Origin of the sequence: Pseudomonas sp. NPDC089407, assembly GCF_044900445.1 — a bacterium.
Taxonomy (GTDB): domain Bacteria; phylum Pseudomonadota; class Gammaproteobacteria; order Pseudomonadales; family Pseudomonadaceae; genus Aquipseudomonas.
Genome location: NZ_JBJDNB010000036.1, coordinates 1 through 21,560 on the forward strand (window position 1 = coordinate 1; position 21,560 = coordinate 21,560).

General features: G+C 62.9%; 25 protein-coding genes and 1 riboswitch. Of the genes, 18 read left to right on the top strand and 7 right to left on the bottom strand.

What is annotated here, in order from left to right:
- Positions 1–180 precede the first annotated feature (180 nt).
- Positions 181–759, bottom strand: coding sequence for a hypothetical protein (locus ACI2KG_RS23375; RefSeq protein WP_404663457.1), 579 nt, complete (start codon positions 757–759; stop codon positions 181–183).
- A gap of 135 nt (positions 760–894) precedes the next feature.
- Positions 895–1,115, top strand: a riboswitch (cobalamin riboswitch).
- Between the two features lie 120 nt (positions 1,116–1,235).
- Between ACI2KG_RS23375 and cobO the strand changes: the two genes are divergently transcribed.
- From cobO to ACI2KG_RS23445, 14 genes are all read left to right on the top strand, one after another.
- On the top strand, positions 1,236–1,847 hold the full coding sequence (gene cobO, locus ACI2KG_RS23380; RefSeq protein ID WP_404663458.1) for a cob(I)yrinic acid a,c-diamide adenosyltransferase: 612 nt from the start codon (positions 1,236–1,238) through the stop codon (positions 1,845–1,847).
- A complete protein-coding gene (locus ACI2KG_RS23385) occupies positions 1,844–3,139 on the top strand; it encodes a cobyrinate a,c-diamide synthase (RefSeq protein WP_400621872.1) in 1,296 nt (431 codons plus the stop codon). Before cobO ends, ACI2KG_RS23385 begins: the two co-directional genes overlap by 4 nt.
- Positions 3,136–3,786 (top strand): 5,6-dimethylbenzimidazole synthase, encoded by a 651-nt coding sequence (bluB, locus tag ACI2KG_RS23390; protein ID WP_400621870.1) that lies wholly within the window; start codon positions 3,136–3,138, stop codon positions 3,784–3,786. The genes ACI2KG_RS23385 and bluB overlap by 4 nt, the downstream gene beginning before the upstream one ends.
- Positions 3,783–4,691: an adenosylcobinamide-phosphate synthase CbiB gene (cbiB, locus tag ACI2KG_RS23395; RefSeq protein ID WP_404663459.1), complete on the top strand. Its 909-nt coding sequence runs from the start codon at positions 3,783–3,785 to the stop codon at positions 4,689–4,691. Before bluB ends, cbiB begins: the two co-directional genes overlap by 4 nt.
- A complete protein-coding gene (gene cobD / locus ACI2KG_RS23400; RefSeq protein ID WP_404663460.1) occupies positions 4,684–5,676 on the top strand; it encodes a threonine-phosphate decarboxylase CobD in 993 nt (330 codons plus the stop codon). Before cbiB ends, cobD begins: the two co-directional genes overlap by 8 nt.
- Positions 5,673–7,127, top strand: coding sequence for a cobyric acid synthase (locus ACI2KG_RS23405; RefSeq protein ID WP_404663461.1), 1,455 nt, complete (start codon positions 5,673–5,675; stop codon positions 7,125–7,127). Before cobD ends, ACI2KG_RS23405 begins: the two co-directional genes overlap by 4 nt.
- Position 7,128: 1 nt before the next feature.
- Positions 7,129–7,650, top strand: coding sequence for a bifunctional adenosylcobinamide kinase/adenosylcobinamide-phosphate guanylyltransferase (gene cobU, locus ACI2KG_RS23410; protein ID WP_404663462.1), 522 nt, complete (start codon positions 7,129–7,131; stop codon positions 7,648–7,650).
- Positions 7,651–8,041: 391 nt separating this feature from the next.
- Positions 8,042–9,097 carry a nicotinate-nucleotide--dimethylbenzimidazole phosphoribosyltransferase gene (gene cobT, locus ACI2KG_RS23415; RefSeq protein WP_404663463.1) on the top strand — a complete coding sequence of 352 codons (1,056 nt, stop codon included), beginning with the start codon at positions 8,042–8,044 and terminating at the stop codon, positions 9,095–9,097.
- Positions 9,094–9,660: a histidine phosphatase family protein gene (locus tag ACI2KG_RS23420; RefSeq protein WP_404663464.1), complete on the top strand. Its 567-nt coding sequence runs from the start codon at positions 9,094–9,096 to the stop codon at positions 9,658–9,660. The genes cobT and ACI2KG_RS23420 overlap by 4 nt, the downstream gene beginning before the upstream one ends.
- Position 9,661: 1 nt before the next feature.
- Positions 9,662–10,384: an adenosylcobinamide-GDP ribazoletransferase gene (locus ACI2KG_RS23425; protein WP_404663465.1), complete on the top strand. Its 723-nt coding sequence runs from the start codon at positions 9,662–9,664 to the stop codon at positions 10,382–10,384.
- Positions 10,385–10,625: 241 nt separating this feature from the next.
- On the top strand, positions 10,626–11,741 hold the full coding sequence (locus ACI2KG_RS23430; protein WP_404663500.1) for a glycoside hydrolase family 5 protein: 1,116 nt from the start codon (positions 10,626–10,628) through the stop codon (positions 11,739–11,741).
- A 61-nt stretch (positions 11,742–11,802) separates the two neighbouring features.
- Positions 11,803–12,207 carry a MarR family winged helix-turn-helix transcriptional regulator gene (locus tag ACI2KG_RS23435; RefSeq protein WP_201207822.1) on the top strand — a complete coding sequence of 135 codons (405 nt, stop codon included), beginning with the start codon at positions 11,803–11,805 and terminating at the stop codon, positions 12,205–12,207.
- Between the two features lie 64 nt (positions 12,208–12,271).
- Positions 12,272–13,474 (top strand): MFS transporter, encoded by a 1,203-nt coding sequence (locus tag ACI2KG_RS23440; protein WP_400621846.1) that lies wholly within the window; start codon positions 12,272–12,274, stop codon positions 13,472–13,474.
- Positions 13,471–13,593, top strand: coding sequence for a hypothetical protein (locus ACI2KG_RS23445; protein WP_268934213.1), 123 nt, complete (start codon positions 13,471–13,473; stop codon positions 13,591–13,593). The genes ACI2KG_RS23440 and ACI2KG_RS23445 overlap by 4 nt, the downstream gene beginning before the upstream one ends.
- Here the strand turns inward: ACI2KG_RS23445 and ACI2KG_RS23450 are convergent.
- Both ACI2KG_RS23450 and ACI2KG_RS23455 read right to left on the bottom strand, forming a co-directional pair.
- Positions 13,590–14,186 (bottom strand): Fic/DOC family protein, encoded by a 597-nt coding sequence (locus ACI2KG_RS23450; RefSeq protein ID WP_404663466.1) that lies wholly within the window; start codon positions 14,184–14,186, stop codon positions 13,590–13,592. The two genes, ACI2KG_RS23445 and ACI2KG_RS23450, sit on opposite strands and share 4 nt — an antisense overlap.
- On the bottom strand, positions 14,186–14,356 hold the full coding sequence (locus ACI2KG_RS23455) for a YhfG family protein (RefSeq protein ID WP_404663467.1): 171 nt from the start codon (positions 14,354–14,356) through the stop codon (positions 14,186–14,188). Before ACI2KG_RS23455 ends, ACI2KG_RS23450 begins: the two co-directional genes overlap by 1 nt.
- Before the next feature lie 138 nt (positions 14,357–14,494).
- Between ACI2KG_RS23455 and ACI2KG_RS23460 the strand changes: the two genes are divergently transcribed.
- Positions 14,495–15,046: a glutathione peroxidase gene (locus tag ACI2KG_RS23460; protein ID WP_400621843.1), complete on the top strand. Its 552-nt coding sequence runs from the start codon at positions 14,495–14,497 to the stop codon at positions 15,044–15,046.
- A 717-nt stretch (positions 15,047–15,763) separates the two neighbouring features.
- Complete coding sequence (locus ACI2KG_RS23465) at positions 15,764–16,111, top strand: hypothetical protein (protein WP_404663468.1); 348 nt, start codon at positions 15,764–15,766, stop codon at positions 16,109–16,111.
- Here ACI2KG_RS23465 and ACI2KG_RS23470 read toward each other — a convergent pair.
- On the bottom strand, positions 16,018–16,278 hold the full coding sequence (locus ACI2KG_RS23470; RefSeq protein ID WP_404663469.1) for a DUF2798 domain-containing protein: 261 nt from the start codon (positions 16,276–16,278) through the stop codon (positions 16,018–16,020). The genes ACI2KG_RS23465 and ACI2KG_RS23470 overlap by 94 nt on opposite strands.
- A 115-nt stretch (positions 16,279–16,393) precedes the next feature.
- On the opposite strand from ACI2KG_RS23470, the gene ACI2KG_RS23475 reads away from it, so the two are divergent.
- On the top strand, positions 16,394–17,323 hold the full coding sequence (locus ACI2KG_RS23475; RefSeq protein WP_404663470.1) for a LysR family transcriptional regulator: 930 nt from the start codon (positions 16,394–16,396) through the stop codon (positions 17,321–17,323).
- A 43-nt stretch (positions 17,324–17,366) separates the two neighbouring features.
- Here the strand turns inward: ACI2KG_RS23475 and ACI2KG_RS23480 are convergent, their stop codons facing one another.
- The 3 genes from ACI2KG_RS23480 to ACI2KG_RS23490 all read right to left on the bottom strand — a co-directional run bounded on the left by ACI2KG_RS23480 (position 17,367) and on the right by ACI2KG_RS23490 (position 19,736).
- On the bottom strand, positions 17,367–18,632 hold the full coding sequence (locus ACI2KG_RS23480) for an OmpP1/FadL family transporter (RefSeq protein WP_404663471.1): 1,266 nt from the start codon (positions 18,630–18,632) through the stop codon (positions 17,367–17,369).
- Between the two features lie 147 nt (positions 18,633–18,779).
- Positions 18,780–19,262 (bottom strand): hypothetical protein, encoded by a 483-nt coding sequence (locus tag ACI2KG_RS23485; RefSeq protein ID WP_404663472.1) that lies wholly within the window; start codon positions 19,260–19,262, stop codon positions 18,780–18,782.
- 249 nt (positions 19,263–19,511) lie between these two features.
- A complete protein-coding gene (locus ACI2KG_RS23490; protein WP_201206973.1) occupies positions 19,512–19,736 on the bottom strand; it encodes a hypothetical protein in 225 nt (74 codons plus the stop codon).
- A 950-nt stretch (positions 19,737–20,686) separates the two neighbouring features.
- Between ACI2KG_RS23490 and ACI2KG_RS23495 the strand changes: the two genes are divergently transcribed.
- Positions 20,687–21,106, top strand: coding sequence for a tetratricopeptide repeat protein (locus tag ACI2KG_RS23495; RefSeq protein WP_404663473.1), 420 nt, complete (start codon positions 20,687–20,689; stop codon positions 21,104–21,106).
- Positions 21,107–21,560 lie beyond the last annotated feature (454 nt).

Here is a 21,560-nt window from a genome sequence, read left to right on the forward strand (position 1 = left end):
CGCTGCAGGCCCCATCCATGGGGCCTCAGCGCTTGACGGGCATCCATGCCCGTCACCTCCCTCCGCAAGCCCTTCGCTCGGCCTCCTGAAGTCGCGAAGATCAAGATCAAGATCAAAAGCCAGATCAAAAGCCAAGATCAAAAGCCAGATCAAAAGCCAGATCAAAAGCCCGGCGATGGCTTAAGCCTGCTTGAGCAACAACGCAACCCCCGGAAAATACTGCCCCAGTTCGTTATGCAACTTGCGGTAGGCATACGGAAAGTACCAGGCGATGGCGCAGGCGCTGTGCTTCTGCAGGTCATCGACCAGATCCTGCAGCTCTTCGGGGCTGGCATGGTGGCCAGCCTTCCACGGGCTGACGAACAGCGCCCCGGCCTTCAACTGGCTGGGATAGGCCACTTGACGGGCGCGCGCTGCGGTTTCTTGCAGGGCGGTCGCCATGTCCAGCTTGGCGACCTTTGGCCAACGCTGGCTGACGCTGAGGTACAGCACCTCGTCAGCACTGCTGATCGACAGGTCGCAACGCCCTTCATGCTCACCTTCGTCGCGCTGCTTCTTGCCGGCAAACTGCTGCAGGGCTGCCAGTTCAGCCTGCCAGGCTGCTGCTGCCAGCAGCCCGGCATTGGCGGCGGCGCCGTGCCAGTAGGGGGCTTCGGCATCGCCGGCAAACTGATTGAAGCGATCGATGCAATCGACCCAGCGCTCCAGCGCCGGGCTGAGGAACTGCAGGTTGGCGTTGTTGATGATCAGGCCTCGCATGCTGAGCTCTCCTGTTGTGTTTGTGTTGGCATACAGTCGCGAGTAGTGGCTATGTGATATCAGTGTGGCACAGCCTGGCGATTTGGCCATTCAACGAGGGGCTGCTTCGATTGACGCTCCGGGTACAACCCTCTAACCTTCGCGCGTGTTTCAGGTGCCCTGCCAGCCCCGACTGGGCAGGGTGAAACTGGGAAGCCGGTGGGCGCCAGCATGGCGCGATTCCGGCGCTGCCCCCGCAACGGTAGGTGAGTCGCGGCCGCGCAGGGCCACTGGGTGCAAGCACCCGGGAAGGCGCGCAGGCCAGGGCCAAGGCCCGCTCACAAGCCCGGAGACCGGCCTGATATCTGCCAACGGCATCACGGAGGGTGATGCGCGGTGCACCATGGCGCCTTGCCATGGCCCCTGCGCGTTCTCCGTCTGCCTGCCTATTCCCTGCCGCCGCGCCTTGCCGTGGTGCCAGCCTGCGGAGAACCCTGATGAGCGAACCCACCGAACGCGACGAACGCCACCTGGCGCGCATGCAGCGCAAGAAGGCGATCATCGACGAACGTATTGCCAATTCCCCCAACGAGTGCGGCCTGCTGCTGGTGCTGACCGGCAATGGCAAGGGCAAGAGCAGCTCGGCCTTCGGCATGCTCGCGCGCGCCCTGGGCCATGGCATGCAGTGCGGTGTGGTGCAGTTCATCAAAGGCCGCAACAGCACCGGAGAAGAGCTGTTCTTCCGCCGCTTCCCCGAGCAGGTGCGCTACCACGTGATGGGCGAGGGTTTTACCTGGGAAACCCAGGACCGCCAGCGCGACATCGCCGCCGCTGAAGCGGCCTGGGCGGTATCGCGCCAGTTGCTGCAGGACCCAAGCGTGCAATTTGTGGTGCTGGATGAACTGAACATCGCCCTCAAGCACGGCTATCTCGACCTTGACCAGGTGCTGTCCGACATCCAGGCCCGCCCGCCCAAGCAGCACGTGATTCTCACCGGCCGCGCTGCCAAGCCTGAAATGATCGAACTGGCCGACACCGTGACCGAGATGGGCATGCTCAAGCATGCCTTCCAGGCCGGCATCCGCGCACAGAAGGGCGTCGAACTGTGAGCCAGGCGCGCCATTGCCCCGCCGTGCTGATTGCGGCACCCGCTTCGGGCCAGGGCAAGACCACCGTCACTGCCGCACTGGCTCGCCTGCACCGCAACCTCGGACGCAAGGTGCGGGTGTTCAAGTGTGGGCCGGACTTTCTTGACCCCATGATTCTCGAGCGGGCCAGCGGCGCGCCGGTGTACCAGCTGGACCTGTGGATGATCGGCGCCGAGGAAAGCCGGCGGCTGTTATGGGAAGCGGCTGGTGAGGCCGACCTGATTCTGATCGAAGGCGTGATGGGGTTGTTCGATGGCACCCCGTCCAGCGCCGACCTGGCGCGCCACTTCGGTGTGCCGGTGCTGGCGGTGATCGACGGCACGGCCATGGCCCAGACCTTTGGCGCACTGGCCCTGGGCCTGGCGCGTTACCAGGCCGACCTGCCGTTTGCCGGTGTGCTGGCCAACCGGGTGGGCAGCCTGCGCCACGCGCAACTGCTGGAAGGCAGCCTGACCGAAGGCTTGCGCTGGTATGGCGGTTTGTCCCGCGAACGCGGTATCGAACTGCCCAGCCGTCACCTGGGCCTGGTCCAGGCCAGTGAACTGAATGACCTGGATGCCCGCCTGGACGCTGCCGCCGAGGCGCTGGGCGCCAGTTGCGACGCGGCACTGCCGCCACCGGTAAGCTTTGCCGAACCCGTGCCGCAAGCCTGCGCCGCCTCGTTGGCGGGTGTGCGTATCGGCGTGGCGCGGGACGAGGCGTTCGCCTTTACCTATGGCGCCAACCTCGAGTTGCTGCGCAACCTCGGTGCCCAGCTGGAATTCTTCTCGCCGTTGCACGACCGCGTGCTGCCTGCAGTAGACAGCCTATACCTGCCGGGCGGCTACCCCGAGCTGCACCATCACGCGCTGGCTGCCAACGCACCGATGTGCGAAGCGATCCGTGCCCACCATGCACAGGGCAAGCCGTTGCTGGCCGAATGCGGCGGTATGTTGTACCTGCTCGATGCCCTGACCGATGTGGCCGGCGAGCGCGCCGAACTGCTTGGCCTGCTGGCGGGCGAGGCAACCATGCAGAAGCGTTTGGCGGCTTTGGCCTTGCAGGCGGTGGAATTGCCGGAAGGCACCCTGCGCGGGCATACCTACCACCATTCGCTGACCAGCACCGCGCTGGAGCCGATCGCCCGCGGCCTGAGCCCCAACGGCGGACGCGGCAATGAAGCCGTGTACCGGCTGGGGCGGCTGACGGCCTCTTACGTGCATTTCTACTTCCCTTCCAACCCGGATGCGGCGGCGGCGCTGTTGCGACCATGAGCGAACACGCTTTCAGCGACGCCGAACGCGCCGCAATCTACCGGGCCATCGGCGAGCGCCGCGACATGCGCCATTTCGCCGGTGGCCATGTGGCGCCGGCGCTGTTGGGCCGCTTGCTGGCTGCCGCGCACCAGGCGCCCAGTGTCGGGCTGATGCAGCCCTGGCGTTTCATCCGCATCACCCAGCGCGACCTGCGCACGCGCATCCAGGCGCTGGTGGAGGCGGAGCGGGTGCGCACTGCCGACGCGTTGGGTGAGCGTTCCGATGCCTTCATGAAACTGAAGGTGGAAGGCATCAACGACTGTGCCGAGCTGCTGGTGGCGGCGTTGATGGACAACCGCGAGCCGCACATCTTCGGCCGCCGCACCCTGCCGGAAATGGACCTGGCCTCGCTGGCCTGTGCCATCCAGAACCTGTGGCTGGCAGCGCGCGGCGAAGGGCTGGGCATGGGCTGGGTGTCGCTGTTCGATCCGCTGCAACTGGCGGCGCTGCTGGGCATGCCCGCCGGCGCCAAGCCGGTGGCGGTGCTGTGCCTGGGGCCGGTCACCGAGTTCTACCCGGTGCCGATGCTGGTACAGGAAAACTGGGCCGAAGCGCGGCCCTTGAGCGAAATGCTTTTTGAGAACCAATGGGGAGAGCGTCAATGAGTGTGGCCTTGCTGACTGTGGCCGGGGTGGCGCTGGACGCGTTGCTCGGTGAGCCGCAGCGCCGCCATCCGCTGGTGGCCTTCGGCAACATGGCCGGTAACCTCGAGCGCCGCCTGAATGCCGGCGGCCGCGGTTGGCGCAGCCACGGCGTGAGCGCGTGGTTTCTGGCGGTGGTGCCGCTGACCCTGGTGGCGCTGGTGCTGTCTTGGCTGCCCTACATCGGCTGGCTGGTGGATGTGCTGGCGCTGTATTGTGCGGTGGGGCTGCGTAGCCTGGGCGAGCATGTGCTGCCGGTGGCCAATGCCTTGCGCCAGGGCGACCTGGAAGAAGCGCGACGCCGGGTCGGCTTTCTGGTCAGCCGCGAAACCCGCGAGCTGGACGAGCCGGCTGTGGCCCGCGCGGCCACCGAGTCGGTACTGGAGAACGGCAGCGATGCGGTGTTTGCCGCGCTGTTCTGGTTCGTGGTGGCCGGTGCGCCGGGCGTGGTGCTCTACCGCCTGAGCAATACCCTGGATGCCATGTGGGGTTACCGCAACGAACGTTTCGAGCGCTTCGGCTGGTGCGCGGCACGCATCGACGACGTGCTCAACTATATTCCCGCAAGGCTAGTGGCGCTGACTTATGCGTTGCTGGGCAAGACTCGCCTGGCGCTAGCCTGCTGGCGCAAGCAGGGCCCGCTGTGGGACAGCCCGAATGCCGGGCCAGTGATGGCAGCCGGCGCTGGCGCGCTGGGCGTTGAACTTGGCGGCCCTGCGGTGTACCACGGCGAGTTGCATGAGCGGCCGCGCCTGGGTGAGGGGCCGGTGGCCGATGCCGATGCCATCGAGCGCGGCTGGGGCCTGGTGCAGCGCGGCGTCTGGCTGTGGCTGCTGGTGATTTGCCTGGGGGCCTATCTCAATGCTTGAACACGGGGGTCGCCTGCTACGCGCGGTGCGGCAATATGGTATCGCTCGTGAGCAGTGGCTCGACCTGTCCAGCGGCATCGCGCCCTGGTCATTCCCGATCCCGCCGATCCCCGTGGACGCCTGGGCGCGCCTGCCGGAGACTGAAGACGGTCTTGAAGACGCTGCCCGCACCTATTATGGCGCCAGGCAACTGTTGCCGGTGGCCGGTTCCCAAGCCGCGATCCAGGCGTTGCCGCTGTTGCGCGCAGCCGGCCGGGTAGGGGTACTGACCCCGTGCTATGCCGAGCACCCGTATGCCTGGCAACGGGCAGGGCATCAGTTGGTGGAGCTGGATGAAGCGCAGGTCGAGGCGACGCTCGACAACCTTGATGTGCTGGTGCTGGTCAACCCCAACAACCCTACCGGGCACCGCGTGCCGCGTGAGCGCCTGCTGGCCTGGCATGCACGCCTGGCTGCCCGCGGTGGCTGGCTGCTGGTCGATGAAGCGTTCATGGACAACACCCCGGCACACAGTGTGGTGGACTGCGCCGAGCGCCCGGGGCTGATCGTGCTGCGCTCGTTCGGCAAGTTCTTCGGCCTGGCCGGGGTGCGCCTGGGCTTCGTCGTTGCCGAGCACAGCCTGCTGCTGCGCCTGGCCGAGTTGCTTGGCCCGTGGACAGTGAACGGCCCGACCCGGGTACTGGCGCAGGCCAGCCTGGCGGATCAAGCCACCCAGTACGTGCAAACCGAGCGCTGCGCCGCCGCCAGCCAGAGGCTCGCGGCAGTGCTGCGCGGCGCGGGCCTTGCGCCCAGTGGCGGCTGTGACCTGTTCCAGTACGTGCGCAACGAACGCGCCGCCCAACTGCACGACTTTCTCGCCCGGCGCGGCATCCTGGTTCGCTTGTTCGAACACCCGGCAGCGGTGCGTCTGGGGCTGCCTGCCTGCGAAGCGGACGAACAGCGCCTGGCCCTGGCCTTGGCGGACTATCAAAAGGAAACGGCATGACCACCCTCATGGTGCAAGGCACCACCTCCGACGCCGGCAAGAGCACGCTGGTGACTGCGTTGTGCCGCTGGCTGTTGCGCCAGGGCGTCGGCGTGGTGCCTTTCAAGCCGCAGAACATGGCGCTGAACAGCGCGGTAACGGCCGATGGCGGTGAAATCGGCCGTGCCCAAGCGGTACAGGCCCAGGCCTGCCGGCTGGCGCCGCACACCGACATGAACCCGGTGCTGCTCAAGCCCAACAGCGACACCGGCGCCCAGGTGATCATCCATGGGCGCGCCGTCACCTGCATGAACGCGGTGGCCTACCACGACTACAAGGCCATCGCCATGCAGGCGGTGCTGGCTTCGCACCAGCGCCTGAGCGCTGCCTGGCCGGTGGTGATGGTCGAGGGGGCCGGGTCGCCTGCGGAGATCAACCTGCGTGCCGGCGACATTGCCAACATGGGGTTCGCCGAGTCGGTCGACTGCCCGGTGATCCTGGTCGCCGATATCAACCGAGGCGGCGTGTTCGCCCATCTGGTGGGCACGCTGGAGTTGCTGTCGGCCAGTGAGCAGGCGCGGGTCAAAGGTTTTGTCATCAACCGCTTCCGCGGCGATATTGCGCTGCTGCAACCGGGGCTGGACTGGCTGGAGGCGCGCACCGGCAAACCGGTGCTCGGCGTACTGCCGTACGTCACCGACCTGCACCTGGAAGCCGAAGACGGCATCGATGTGCGTCAGGGCGCCAAGCATGAGCGGGTGCTCAAGGTGATCGTGCCGGTGCTGCCACGCATCAGCAACCACACCGACTTCGACCCGCTGCGCCTGCACCCGCAGGTGGACCTGCAGTTCATCGGCCCGGGCCAGCCGATTCCGGCTGCCGACCTGATCATCCTGCCGGGCTCCAAGAGCGTGCGCGGCGATCTGGCACAGTTGCGCGAGCGTGGCTGGGACAAGGCCATCGAGCGTCACCTGCGCTATGGCGGCAAGCTGATCGGCATTTGCGGCGGCCTGCAGATGCTCGGCCACCAGGTGCATGACCCGCTGGGTCTCGAAGGGGCCGCCGGCTCAAGCCCGGGGCTTGGCCTGCTCGACTATGCCACGGTGCTGGAAGCCGAGAAGCAGTTGCGTAACGTTGCCGGGACGCTGAACCTTGAGGCATCGGCGGTTACCGGTTACGAGATCCATGCCGGGGTGACTACTGGCCCGGCCCTGGAGCAGCCTGCCGTGCAATTGTCCGATGGCCGTTGCGACGGTGCCATCAGTGCCGACGGGCAGGTGCTGGCCACCTACCTGCACGGCCTGTTCGAAGGTAGCCAGTCGTGCGCAGCCTTGTTGCGCTGGGCTGGGCTGGAGGATGTGCAGGTGATTGATTACGAGGCCCTGCGCGAACGCGACATCGAGCGCCTGGCTGACCTGGTGGAAAAACACCTCGACACCGCGCTTCTGCGCCAACTGTGCGGGGTGGCCTGACATGCGCAACTTGATCCTCGGCGGCGCCCGCTCGGGCAAGAGCCGCCTGGCCGAGCAACTGGCCAGTGCCAGCGGCTTGCCAGTGACCTACGTCGCAACCAGCCAGCCGCTGGATGGTGAAATGAATGAACGCGTGCTGCTGCATCGTCAGCGTCGACCAGCTGAGTGGGGGTTGATCGAAGAACCCCTGGCGCTGGCATCGGTGTTACGCGCCAAAGCGGCGCCAGGGCGCTGCCTGCTGGTGGATTGCCTGACCCTGTGGTTGACCAACCTACTGATGCTTGAAGACGAGCAGCGTTTGGCGCAAGAGCGTGATGCCCTGCTGGACTGCCTGGAGCAGTTGCCGGGCACGGTGATTCTGGTCAGTAACGAAACGGGTCTGGGTGTGGTGCCGATGGGCGAGTTGACCCGGCGCTACGTCGACCTGGCGGGGTGGTTGCACCAGGCTGTGGCTGAGCGCTGTCAGCGGGTGGTGTTGACGGTGGCGGGGTTGCCGTTGGTGCTGAAAGGGGAGGGGTTGTGAGGGTGGGGGGTGAGATTGTGTGTGGGATGGGAGGTGCTTGGCTTGGGTTTTTGGGTGCCTGTGAGGTCGAGCGCCGCCCGCGCGGCGCTTCGCGGCACAAGGCCGCTCCCACATCTGTTTCGTGCCAATTATTCCTGTGGGGTTCGCGCGCGCGCCCCTTGGCGCATGGCTCGATATCGCGTCGTACAAACAAGGCGGTCGCGCGCGCCTGGCACAGGATGAACTGGCCCGAAACAAATGTGGGAGCGGCCTTGTGCCGCGAAGCGCCGCGCGGGCGGCGCTCGATCTCACAGGCGCTGAAAATCTCCCGGCGAACACCTTTCAGCCCAACACCTCTCAACCCAACATCTCCCACCACACCCTTTCTCAACCCCAAACAGGCCCATCGACCATGACCCAACCCTGGTGGCAAACCCCCTGCCAACCCCTCGACAACGCCGCCATGGCCCTGGCCCGCGCCCGGCAGCAGCAACTGACCAAACCGGCCGGCTCGCTGGGCCAGCTGGAAGGCCTGGCCATTCAGCTGGCCGGCATGCAGGGGCAAGAACGCCCCGCCCTCGATAACACCGCGATCACCCTTTTTGCCGGTGACCATGGCGTGGTCGAAGAAGGGATCTCGGCCTACCCGCAGGCGGTAACCGGGCAGATGCTGCGCAACTTCGTCGGCGGCGGTGCTGCGATCAGCGTGCTGGCGCGGCAGCTGCAGGCCAGCCTGGAAGTGGTCGACCTTGGCACCATCGACCTGCAACTGGAGCTGCCTGGTGTGCGTCATCTGCGCCTGGGCGCTGGCACCGCCAACTTTGCCCGCCAGCCAGCGCTGACCGAGCACCAGCTTCAAGCTGCCTTGCAGGCCGGCCGCGACAGCGCCTTGCGTGCAGCAGAGCAAGGCGCGCAGTTGTTCATCGGTGGTGAGATGGGCATTGGCAACACCACGGCCGCCGCTGCCTTGGCCAGCGTCCTGCTGGGTTGCCCGGCGGCAGAACTGAGCGGGCCGGGCACCGGCCTGGACAACGCCGGGGTGCGGCACAAGGCGGAGGTCATCGAGCAGGCGCTACGCCTGCATGGTCTGAGTGCCGAGCAACCGTTGCAGGTCTTGGGCTGTGTGGGTGGTTTCGAAATTGCAGCGTTGGCGGGTGCCTATATCGGTTGCGCACAGGCGGGCGTCGCGGTACTGGTCGATGGTTTCATCTGTAGCGTTGCCGCGCTGGTGGCGGTACGCCTTAACCCGCAGTGCCGGGCCTGGCTGCTGTTCGCCCATCAAGGTGCCGAGCCGGGGCACAAGGCCTTGCTCGCTGCGCTGCAGGCCGAGCCGTTGCTGGCCTTGGGCTTGCGCCTGGGCGAGGGCAGTGGTGCTGCCCTGGCGGTGCCACTGTTGCGCTTGGCCTGTGCGCTGCATGGGCAGATGGCGACCTTTGCCGAGGCTGCAGTGGCGGACCGCCCGGCATGATCCTCGACCTGCTGCGCCATGGGGAAACGGAGCAGGGCGGCCTGCGTGGCAGCCTGGACGATGCCCTGACCGACAAGGGCTGGGCACAAATGCGCAGTGCCGTGGCCGAGGCAGGCCCGTGGCAGGTGCTGGTCAGCTCGCCGCTGCAGCGCTGTGGGCGGTTTGCCGATGAGCTGGGGGCACGGTTGAAGCTGCCGGTACAGCGTGAGCCCGCCTTGCAGGAGTTGCATTTCGGCGATTGGGAGGGCCGTAGCGCTGCGCAGATCATGGAGGACCAGGCAGATGCCCTGGGGCTTTTCTGGGCAGACCCTTACGCCTTCACGCCCCCCAATGGCGAGCCGGTCGAAGTGTTCGCCGATCGGGTGCTGGCGGCTGTCGAACGTTTGCGCCTGCAGCATGCCGGCAAACACGTGCTGTTGGTCACCCACGGCGGCGTGATGCGGCTTTTGCTGGCCCGCGCTCGTGGCTTGCCCAAAGAACAACTGCTGCAGGTCGAAGTCGGGCACGGCGCATTGATGCGGCTGGTGGCGGGTGACGACGGGCAGCTGATCGAGGAGCACTGAGATGTTGCCGTTCTGGATTGCCTTGCAGTTTCTAAGCAGCCTGCCGGTGAGCCTGCCGGGTATGCCGGCACCGCGTGAGGTGGGGCGTTCGCTGCTGTACTACCCGCTGGTCGGGCTGCTGTTCGGCCTGCTGTTGTGGCTGGCCAGCCACCTGCTGCAAGGTACGCCTGCAGCCTTGCAGGCGGCGTTGCTGCTGACGCTGTGGGTGCTGCTCAGCGGCGCCTTGCACCTGGATGGGCTGGCGGACAGTGCGGATGCCTGGCTGGGTGGTTTCGGCGACCGTGAGCGCACCTTGCGCATCATGAAGGACCCGCGCAGCGGGCCGATTGCCGTGGTGACCCTGGTGCTGGTGCTGCTGTTGAAGTTCTGTGCCTTGTGGGTGCTGGTTGAACGGGGCATTGGGGCGCAGTGGCTGTTGGCACCGCTGATCGGGCGGGCAGCGATGCTGGGCTTGTTTCTCTGCACCCCCTATGTGCGGCCAGGTGGCCTGGGCCAGGCGTTGGCCGAGCATCTGCCCCGGCGTGCAGCCGGGTGGGTGTTGTCAGCCTGTGCGCTGCTCTGCCTGCTGCTGGGCGGGTGGGTGGTGTTGCTGGCACTGGCGGTGTTTGCCTGGTTGCGGCAGCTGATGTGCCGGCGCCTGGGCGGGACTACCGGGGATACGGCTGGTGCATTGCTGGAACTGCTGGAACTGACCGTGGTGCTGGGGTTGGCATTGGGGTCCTGAAACTTGCGCGATCGCAGAGCTTACCGAGTACCTGTAGGAGCGGCTTTAGCCGCGAACACCGGCAACGCCGGTGCCATGCACCGCCAGCAATTTCCTGAAATCAATCATGATCAGCCGATACCTTTCAGCTGGCCTATGCTCGTTGGCTTCGCTAATAAGCGGCGAGTGTCTGATTATGCGTCAATTCATCCTCACTGCATTGCTGATGGTCATCGCGGCCGCCGCCACAGCTGCCGATCTCATGGCTTTCTGGGACACCCCTCGTCACGGCGGCAACAGCTTCAACCGGTTGCCGCCTGACCAAGCCTATTTCGATGCCTTGAGCGGCTATGGTGCGACCTGGGTGCGGCTTTCCTACGACAAATGGCAACCGGCGGACCGTGATTTCCTTCTCGGCAACGCCGATGCCTATGACGGCCTGCCCGATGCCGACTTGGCCACGCTGCGCGCTACCCTCGACCGTGCCCATCAGGCCGGGCTCAAGGTGGTCATTGCGCCACTTTCGCTCCCGGGCATGCGCTGGTCGCAAAACAATCAGGGCCAATTCGATGACCGTTTGTGGCAGGACAAGCGCTATTGGTTGCAGGCTGCGGGCTTCTGGCGGGACATGGCGCGTGAACTGAAAGGGCACCCGGCCATTGCTGCCTACAACCTGATCAATGAGCCGGCGCCGGAAAAACAGAGCGACCTGGCCGAGCATGCCGACCTTGGGCAGATGCAGCAGTGGTATGCGCGCGAACAAGGCGGTGCGCGTGATCTGCCTGCGCTGTATCGGCAACTGATAGCGGCCATTCGTGAGCAGGATGCCGACACGCCTATCATGGTCGATGCTGGCTGGTTCGCAGCTGCGGATGCCTTTGGATACTGGCCTGCACCCTTGAACGATCAGCGGGTGCTGTACAGCGTGCATATGTACGAGCCCTATCTGGTGACTAGCGCGCCCAACATGTCGCGCAAGCAACCCATCGCCTATCCCGGCCCCGCGCCCTTCGCCGGGCAAACGCAGCAGTGGGATGGACTACGCGTAGGGCAGTATCTGCAGCAACCGCTGGAGTGGGCTGATGCCATGAACGTGCCGCGCTCACGCCTGGTAGTGGGTGAGTTTGGCTGCATGCGCCGGTTGCCGGGCTGCCGCCAGTACCTGGAGGACGTGCTCAGGGTGATGGAGCGCAACCTGTTGCACTGGGCGTTTTACAGCTTTCGCGAAGACAACTGGGACGGCATGGATTACGAACTGGGTTCGGCCAAGGTGCCGTGGCGCTACTGGCAGGCTAGCGAGCAAGGCGCCCCCGACCCGCTGGCACGCAAGGCCACATTGGAATTCGAACCGATCCGTCGGCGCTTGAGCCCCGATTGAAGCGCCCCGTCAGTCGTGAAATTTATTGCAACACTTACGGTGCGGGTATATACACGTATCCATGCTGACCAGTGAATGTATCTGTACCCATCTACGTCGAGCCGCCCGTGGGGTGAGCCGGCATTACGACGAGGCCCTTGCCGGCTTCGGGGTGAATGTTGCGCAGTTTTCCTTGCTTCGGCACCTGCAGCGGCTCGACCGCCCCAGCATCACCACCCTGGCCGAGGCCATGGGCCTGGAGCGCAGTACCCTGGGCCGCAACCTGCGGGTACTTGAGGCCGAAGGGCTGGTGGCGTTGGCCGATGGTGATGACCAGCGCAACCGCGTTGTGCTGTTGACCGAGTCAGGTACGCAACTGCTACAGGCGGCTTACCCTGCCTGGGAACAGGCGCAAGCGGAATTGGTGGAGCGGCTGGGGGTAGGGCCGCGCGATGAACTGGTGCGCTTGTTGGGCCAATTAGCCTGAATTGATACGACTATAAGCGGGTATATACCCGTAAAAACCTTGCGATGTGCTGGAGATAACGACAATGACTTCGGTGTGGCGAACCAGCGGGTGGGTATTGGTAGGGGCGGCGTTGATCCTGGCGCTGTCCTTGGGTGTGCGGCACGGTTTCGGCCTGTTCCTGGCGCCCATGAGCGCTGATTTTGGCTGGGGCCGTGAGGTATTTGCCTTCGCCATTGCCTTGCAGAACCTGATCTGGGGGCTGGCGCAACCGTTCGCTGGCGCTTTGGCCGACCGCCTGGGGGCGGCGCGAGTGGTGATCATCGGCGGTATTCTTTACGCCGTCGGCTTGATTTTGATGGGCATGGCCGACTCGGCCTGGTCGCTGTCGCTGAGCGCGGGCTTGCTGATTGGCATCGGCCTGTCCGGCACTTCGTTCTCGGTCATTCTTGGTGTGGTCGGCCGGGCGGTGCCTGCCGAGAAGCGCAGCATGGCCATGGGCATCGCCAGTGCTGCCGGTTCATTCGGCCAGTTCGCCATGTTGCCAGGCACCCTTGGCCTGATCCAGTGGCTGGGCTGGTCGACAGCGTTGCTGGTACTGGGGGTGATGGTGGCGTTCATCGTGCCTTTCGTGGGCATGCTGCGCGACCGCCCGTTACCCAGCCATGGCGCCGAACAAACACTCGGCCAGGCGTTGCGCGAGGCGTGCTCGCACTCCGGTTTCTGGCTACTGGCGCTGGGCTTCTTTGTCTGTGGTTTTCAGGTCGTGTTCATCGGTGTGCACCTGCCGGCCTACCTGGTCGACCAGCACCTGGCCGCGACCACCGGCACTACGGTGCTGGCGCTGGTGGGGCTGTTCAACATCGTCGGTACCTTCACCGCGGGTTGGCTGGGCGGGCGCATGTCCAAGCCGCGCCTGCTGACCGCGCTCTACCTGCTGCGGGCGGTGGTCATCGTGCTGTTCCTGTGGGCGCCGGTGAGCCAGTTCAGTGCCTACCTGTTCGGCATCGCCATGGGCCTGCTGTGGTTGTCCACGGTGCCGTTGACCAATGGCACCGTTGCCACTGTGTTTGGCGTGCGCAATCTGTCGATGCTGGGTGGGATCGTATTCCTGTTCCACCAGTTGGGTGCGTTTCTGGGGGGCTGGCTGGGCGGGGTGGTGTATGACCGCACTGGCAGCTACGACCTGGTCTGGCAGATTTCCATCCTGCTCAGCCTGCTGGCCGCGGCCCTGAACTGGCCGGTGCGCGAGCGCCCGGTTGCCCGCTTGCAGGCCCAAGCCGCATGAACCGCTATCTGGCCCGCGGGCTGCTGGCCGTTGCCGCGCTGTTGCTGCTCGCGTTGGTGTGGTGGGGTTGGCACCAGGGCGGTATGGCGTTGATGCAACTGGGCATGAGTGTTTGTTAGGTGATAGGGCCGCCAATGCAGCGGTCGAAAATTGCCGTGAGGGGTTCTAGATCGCAGTGATAAGCCGCAATATTGGCCGCTAGCCATTGGTCTGGCTCAACCGCCCACCAGCTTACGTCATAGCCTGCGTTGTAGATGACATGCTCGAAAAGTATGCGCTGTGCTCGTCCGTTCCCATCCCTGAAAGGGTGAACAACATTGAGCTCGGAATATTCGTCGGCGATCAAGGCGATCAGTTCGCTGCGAGGCGCTTGTTCGAACCACTGAGCGGCCTCCATGCGCTTGAATACCAGAGCTGCCTGCCTTTCCATGAATTCAGGCTGGCAGAAACGCGTGTCTTGCTTGGAAATGGCGACGGTCCTGAGCTGCCCTGCCCAGTCATAGAGATCGAAGAAGAGCGCTGCATGGATTTTGCGCAAATAACCCAGATCGTATGGAGGCAGTTCAAACTCGATATGATCTGCTGCAATTGCGGTCAACAATCGTTCAGCCTGCTCTAGACGATTATCGTCCTCTATACCGAGCTTGTTCCGAAGTGTATGGCCGCCGGGATAGCAGTAGGGGTCGTGCTCAATGCCATATTTATCGCGCATCAGCGTGTTTGCTTGAGGAATGTCCTGAGTACATCCTCTTTGCTTGGCAGGGGTGCCTGGGCATCGTCAGCAGAGGTGGCAAACCCTTCCAGGCGCAGGCTTGCCGCATAGTTGGAGCGACGCTTGCTGGCAGCGTGGGCTTTCTTGGCTTGGAGACTGATCGGGGCCATTGCTTGACTCGTTCAGTGTTGTGGAGCGGGCATTATATCCCAAAGCATTGACGATTGCTCCGTGATGCAGGGTGGGCACGAGGGAGTAACTGGCGCTACCCTGCAAGCTCAAGGATTGTCATGCGGGAGAAAACTGACATGCGTGCACATTGGTTGACGGTGCCGGTGCTGGCCTTGCTTGCCAGCGCATCGAGCTGGGCTGCCGACTGCCCTGCGTTGTTGCAGGGCAGTTTGCCGGAGTTGCGCGGCAAGGGGCAGGTCGAACTGTGCGAGCGGTTTGCCGGCAAGCCGCTGGTGGTGGTGAACACGGCCAGCTATTGCGGTTTTGCGCCACAGTTCGAGGGGCTGGAGGCGACCTACAAGGAGTATCACGAGCAGGGCCTGGAAATGCTGGGTGTGCCGTCCAATGACTTCAAGCAGGAAGACGCCGATAGCGAGAAGACGGCCAAGGTCTGCTATGCCAATTATGGTGTTACTTTCACCATGACCAAGACGCAGGCGGTGCGGGGCAAGGATGCGATACCGTTGTTTGCCGAGCTGGCTAGCCAGAGCAGTGCGCCGAAGTGGAATTTCTACAAGTATGTTGTTGATCGCAAGGGCAAGGTGATCGGTAACTTCTCCAGCCTGACCAAACCGGATGATCCGGAGTTCCGGGCAGCTATTGAAAAGGCCATCGCCTCGCAGCAGTAACCTGGCTGCCGCTGTTGGTTGCTCTTGCTCTTGCTCTTGCTCTTGCTCTTGCTCTTGCTCTTGCTCTTGCTCTTGCTCTTGCCGTTGCTTTTGCTTCTAAGCGCGCGATAGTCCAGGCGACACAGATTGCGACTTCAGGAGGCCGAGCGAAGGGCTTGCGGAGGGAGGTGACGGGCATGGATGCCCGTCAAGCGCTGAGGCCCCATGGATGGGGCCTGCAGCGCGTACTCCCGGGAGCAAGCCCGTAGCGAGGGGACCCCGGAGCGAAGCGCAGGGGCCGGATGACGGGAGCCAGCGTTTTTTGGTTACTTTTTGTCGCGTTTGACAAAAAGTGACCCGCCGTAAGGGCGGAAAGGTGACTAAGCGCCACTTGCGCGAATGAATGTCTACTCGATGTGAGTGCCCACAGCTTAGATGCTCAGAAGCTCAGAAGCTCAGAAGCTCAGAAGCTCAGAAGCTCAGAAGCTCAGAAGCTCAGAAGCTTAAGCGCCGGTTTTGATAAAGCGAAACGTCCATTTGCAATGTCGACGCTTGCTCACCTTTTCGCCCTTACGGCGAGTCACTTTTTGTCAGACGCGACAAAAAGTAACCAAAAAACGCTGCGCTCCCATCATCCGGCCCCTACGCTTCGCTCCGGGGTTCCCTCGCTACGGGCTTGCTCCCGGGAGTACGCGCTGCAGGCCCCATCCATGGGGCCTCAGCGCTTGACGGGCATCCATGCCCGTCACCTCCCTCCGCAAGCCCTTCGCTCGGCCTCCTGAAGTCGCGAAGATCAAGATCAAGATCAAGATCAAGGTCAAGGTCAAGGTCAAGGTCAAGATCAAGGTCAAGATCAAGATCAAGATCAAGATCAAGATCAAGATCAAGATCAAGGTCAAGGTCAAGGTCAAGGTCAAGGTCAAGGTCAAGGTCAAGGTCAAGGTCAAGGTCAAGGTCAAGGTCAAGGTCAAGGTCAAGGGCCGAGCCCGGCGTTACTTCGTATGCACCGTAAACGCTACCAACCTCACCACCACCGGCCTCACCATCAACACACAAACAAACGCCACCGGCATCGCCAATTGGTAAGCCTTCAACACATTGCTCAGATACTCCGGAGTCACCCCGGCATTCGCCGCAGTAATCACGAAGCACATCAACAGCGCCATGATCGACGACATGTAGAAAGCAAAAACATATGGCGTGGCACCTGCATGCAATTTACGGCGGCTGCGCGTTTGGGACAGGTTACTCATGCAAACTCCTGAAGGGTGAGTGGAGGTGCAGGTTAACAACGCGCACAACGGCAGCAGTAGACCAGCAGGATTGAGTTCTTTATAAAGAAATCCTTACGAATCCAAGAGCCTCCCCATGGACCTGCTCAACGCCATCCGCTGTTTCATCAAGGTGGTCGAAGCCGGCAGCATCGTCGCTGGCGCCCGAAACCTCGGCCTCAGCCCGGCTGCAGTCAGCCAAAACCTGGCCCGCCTGGAAAGCCACCTGCAAGTACGCTTGCTCAGCCGCACCACCCGCAGCATGGCCCTTACCCCAGCTGGTACCCAGTATTACCAGCGCGTCAGCCATATCGAGCGCGACCTGGCCCAGGCCGAGCAGGCCGTTACCACCCCCGACAGTGAACCCCAGGGTCGGCTGTGCATTGCCTCGACCTCAGCCTTCGGCCGTCACGTCCTGGCGCCATTGATACCGGCTTTCAGCGCCCGCTATCCACTGCTTTCGATAGAATTGATAACGACTGACCGCCGCGTCAACCATGCCCGTGAAGACGTCGACGTAAGCCTGCGCATCACCCCGCAACTGGAAGACCAGCTGCTGGCCCGGCACATCGCCCGTATCCCGTTCATTTGCTGTGCCTCACCCGGCTACCTGCAAAGCGCCGGCGTGCCGACCACGCCCGAGGCTTTGCGCGATCACCGTTGCCTGGTGTTCCGCTACCCGGTGGATGGCCGCTTCCTGCGTTGGGGGTTCATGCGTGACGGGCTGCGATTTGAGCCGGTTTTCGGCAGCGTGCTCATCAGCGATGACATCGATGCCCTGACCCAGATGGCCCTGCACGACGGCGGCATCACCCGCCTGGCCGAGTTCATGGTGCGGCCGCACCTTGCTTCTGGCGCACTGGTACCGCTGTTCGAGTACAGCGACAGCGGCCAGGCTTACGCCCAGACCGAACCGATGGATATCTACCTGTGCCTGGCCGACCGCTTTGCCATGACCACCAAGGCCCGCGTGTTCATGGGCTATCTACGCGAAAGCCTGGGGGACAGCTGGCAGGTGCAGGCATGAAAAAACCGCCACGAGGGCGGTTTTTTGGTAGGGCGCGTACGAATCAGAAGCGGTAGGTGAGCGACGCACCAATACCGTGAGCGCTGTTCTCGTACTTGGCCTGGTAGCTGCCCTTGGTCGCGCTGACCAGATTGACCTTGGTGTCCTCTTCCCACAGGTAGGAGTAGGCCACGTCGATGGTCATGTCGTCATTCGGGCTCCAGCCGGCACCCAGGCTGAAGACCTTGCGGTCGCCAGTCGGGATGCGTGGCGAACGGTCATGGTTGTTGGTCGGCGACTGGTCGACGGTGAAGCCGGTACGCAGTACCCACTCCTTGTTGACCTTGTACGACGCACCAATGGCATGTGCCCAGGTGTCATGCCAGTTCTGCTCTTCGGTAATGGTCTGGAACGCAGAACCTGCCAGTGGTGCCGGGACATCGTTCTGCACGGTGATGTTTTCCAGACGACTCCAGCGCGTCCAGGTGCTGCCCGCGTACAAAGTCCACTGGTCGTCCAGTTCATGGGTAACCGAAAGGTCAACCGATTCCGGCGTCTTGATCTTAAGCGTGGCGTCGAACTTGTTGCCGTTGAACGGCCCGATCAGCGGGGTGCTGACGCGGGTCTTGCCCTCTAGCTTGTAGTCGACCATCGAGTGGTAGGTCAGGCCGACACGCGTGCGGTCAGTGGCTTGCACCAGCAGGCCGATATTGTAACCAACGGCAGTATCGTCACCTTTGATCTTCACTTCGCCGTCATTACGGCCCGGAGTGAACGGGTTGATCAGGCTAGAGCCCAGTTCCCCTTCGATGCGGTTGATGGTTGGACCGAAACCGATCGAGACCTTGTCGTTGAAGGCATAGCTGACAGTTGGCTGGAACGTGACGACCTGAACGTGGCTCTTTTTACCCCAGTAACGGGCGGCGTCATCGCTGCCATAGTCGGTTACCAGGCCGAACGGTACGTAGATACCGAAGCCGACGCTCCAGTGGTCGTCGATCGGCTTGACGTAGTAACCCATGGGGACGCCAACGAACGGCACCATGTCACCATCGGTTTCCCCCCCGAGGTTGCTGCCCGGGCCCGAGATGTCGGACTTGGCGATGACGGCGGCGCCGCCCACGGTAACTTGTTCGCGCTTGAGGCGGGACATGCCGGCAGGGTTGCCGAACACGGTGCTGGCATCTTCGGCAGAAGAAGAACGTCCCGCGAAACCTGTGCCCATGCTGCTGATGCTTTGCTCGTTGAGGGCGAAGCCCGCAGCGAACAGTTGGCTGGATGCCAGGGTGACAGCAACGGCTAGGGAGGTTTTGAGCATTACTTTTTTCATTATTAGAAAACTCCTTGGGATCTCCGGGGCGAAAAGCTACCAACAAATCACGCGCCGCGCTATAGCCTCAATCGCAGGAGATAGAGCGGTTTTGTAGGACAATCCGACCAAAATTCCATTTTTTCCGGTAAAGCTGTAGGACGTGTCTTAAGATGCCTGGGGCAATTGCTGATCTATGCAGGCATGCCAGGCATGGGTGAAGTCGCGTAAGCGGCCTTGGGGGTTGAAAATCTGTCGCCAGATCCGTGCCTGTGCCAACAAATCGTCAACGGCCGGTAACGGCGTTGCCTGCTCTTCGATGAGCATCCAGGCAATGGCAGTGGAGTAGCGCAGGTTGACCGTGAGTTCCAGGTGCGGGCCGCCCAGGAAGGCGTGCTGGCTGGCCAGGCCGCGGATCATGCTGGCCAGGTCGGGGTCACGGGCGAGGTAGTCGTCCCATAGCGCCTGGTGGCGATGCTCCCCGATACGGTACAGGCCGTGCCCGCGTCGGTCGTGCAGGGCTGAGCCGAGTGCCGACTGGCTGGCGGCGATGCCCAGCAACAAGGCTTCGGCGCTGGCGCAGTGACGGTTCAGGTAGACCAGGGTGGGTCGGATCACATACTGACACAATTCATTCGCCGCGATACCCATGATGCCCTCGAGCAGTAAAGGGCCGGACGGGCGCTGGAGCTTGGCAGCTGGTGAATGATCAGGCCCGCCGGAAGCGGCAAGCACCGCTCGAGTTGAAGTGTAGTGTGATAATCGTGGTGTAAAGAGCTGTTTTTAAATCGATTACTGCCTGAGATTCCGGGCTATATGCCCTAAGGCAATTATGCCAAGAACGTTCAGGCAGGCTTGCGATGGGATGATTCAGCGCTTGAATGCCGCGGTATTCGCCGCTCACGCAGTGAGCGACTGGCGCGTCCGGGCGATCACCGCCTGCAGCGGTTCATTGCGGCTGTACTGTTCAGGGTACAGGCGCTCGGTGTGGCGGGCGACGCCGTGTTCGTCCACCAGGGTAAAGCTGAAGCTGCCCTTGCGTGGGGCAACGATAAGGCACTTCAACGGCGAGAAGGCCTGGGAGAGGGTGCCAATGGCAGCCTGAATTTTGTGATGAGTTTGCATATTGTTGGAGGTTCCTGCTTTAAACACGGGGGTTATGATCCGTGCATGATAGAAACGTTCCAGTGACGCCTTTATTAAGGGACGAACGAACCTGACTGGAACAGGGCAGCCAGAGAGAGCGCAATCAAAGGTGGGCGCTTGGGCTGACTGGTAGGTACTTCAGAAGGCAGGCAGCACGCCGGGGCCAAGGTTCTAGGCCGTCGAGTGGAATCCTGATCAATCTGTCACGTGATTCGTGCTTGAACAGCGCAAGGCTGGCGAGTGAATCATCGAATTGGCCGGTCCTGGTTTCAGCAGCGCGACTCTTGGGAGGAGCGGGGTCTGCAAGGACATTTTGGCCCGAATTGACTTTCAGCTTGGTACTAACGAGGCGCACCTTAACAAAAGCGCAGGTGCTTGGCAAGCGCTACGTTTGATCAGGTGAGCCGTGCATTATGGCGCGTATTTGCGCCGCTGGGAAGAGGGGGCAAATGGCCCGTATCCACGCTGATGTATGCTTTTCGTGCACTCAAATGAAGGTTGATGGGGCACTTGTTCACATTCGGGGCAACGCCTGTAACAGCTTGGCAACACCTCACTCCCGCTTCGCCAATGCCTTGACTGGGCGGTTAAGTCAATGAAAAAAAACACTTTTCTTAGCTGGTGAAAAAATCGTCAGTTTGACCGAAGCCCCCAATTCACGGGGCTTTGCGGGGTGTGTAAGGGGGTTGTCCACCGAGTTATCCACAGGAACTGTGGATTGTCCCGGGCGCTTGCTCTAGCACGGGTGTGCCAGCAACGGGGTGAACTGTCCGACAATCCACATGCGCCGATAGACCGGTTGGTCATGCACCCGTAAACGTCAAGAAAAGATCATTGAAATTTTTTTTCAATCCTCCATAAATCTATGGGCCAGGGCAAAAAAAAAAGAGTAGAGTGGCGCGCCTTTCGAGTTGCCAAACCTGTTGCTCATGAAGTTCCGCAGTAAACACCTCGCCAGCCCCGCTGTCTCGACACCCGCACCTCCCGGCAAACGGTTTTCCCTGAAAGTGGCCTTGTGGCTGCTTGATAGCCCGCGCCTGGGTGACAAGCCCCAGGTCAAACACTTGGCCGGGCGGCTGTTGAAACAGCCGGCGCGCCAGGGCGTTGTGGTCGCGCAAAGCCGTCTCGGGCAGATGCTATGCCGTGACTGCGGCAATGCCCGCGACCGGCGCATCGGCCATGACCTGCTGCGCCAGGCCGCCCGTGCCGGCGACCGGCGTGCGCAGCTGGAATATGCGCAGTTGTGCCAGCAGAGCGAGCCGGAGCAGGCGCGGTATTGGCTGGAGCTGGCGGCGGGGCAGGGCTCGCAGGAAGCGCGGCGGCTGTTGCGGCAGTGGTTTTCTGGTTGAGGGGTGTGTTGCTTAGGTGATCGCCTGAACATTTTCAGCGCCTGTGAGATCGAGCGCCGCCCGCGCGGCGCTTCGCGGCGCAAGGCCGCTCCCACATCTGTTTCGAGCCAGTTGTTCCTGTGAGGTTGCCGCTGTCCGCCTTGTTTGTTCCATGCCATATCGAGGGGACACCACTGCCTTTCATCGATATCCAGCCATGCACCAGGGGGCGCGCGCCTCTGGCACAGGATTAACTGGCCCGAAACAGATGTGGGAGCGGCCTTGTGCCGCGAAGCGCCGCGCGGGCGGCGCTCGATCTCACAGGCCCTCAACATCTCAAGGCAAGCACCTGTCGGCCCTTACTGCTTAACTGACTGGCATTAGGCCTTGTGCCGCGAAGCGCCGCGCGGGCGGCGCTCGATTTACCAGGCGAAGTAAATGCTGCGGCAAGCACCAGGCTGATAAGCTGCACTCA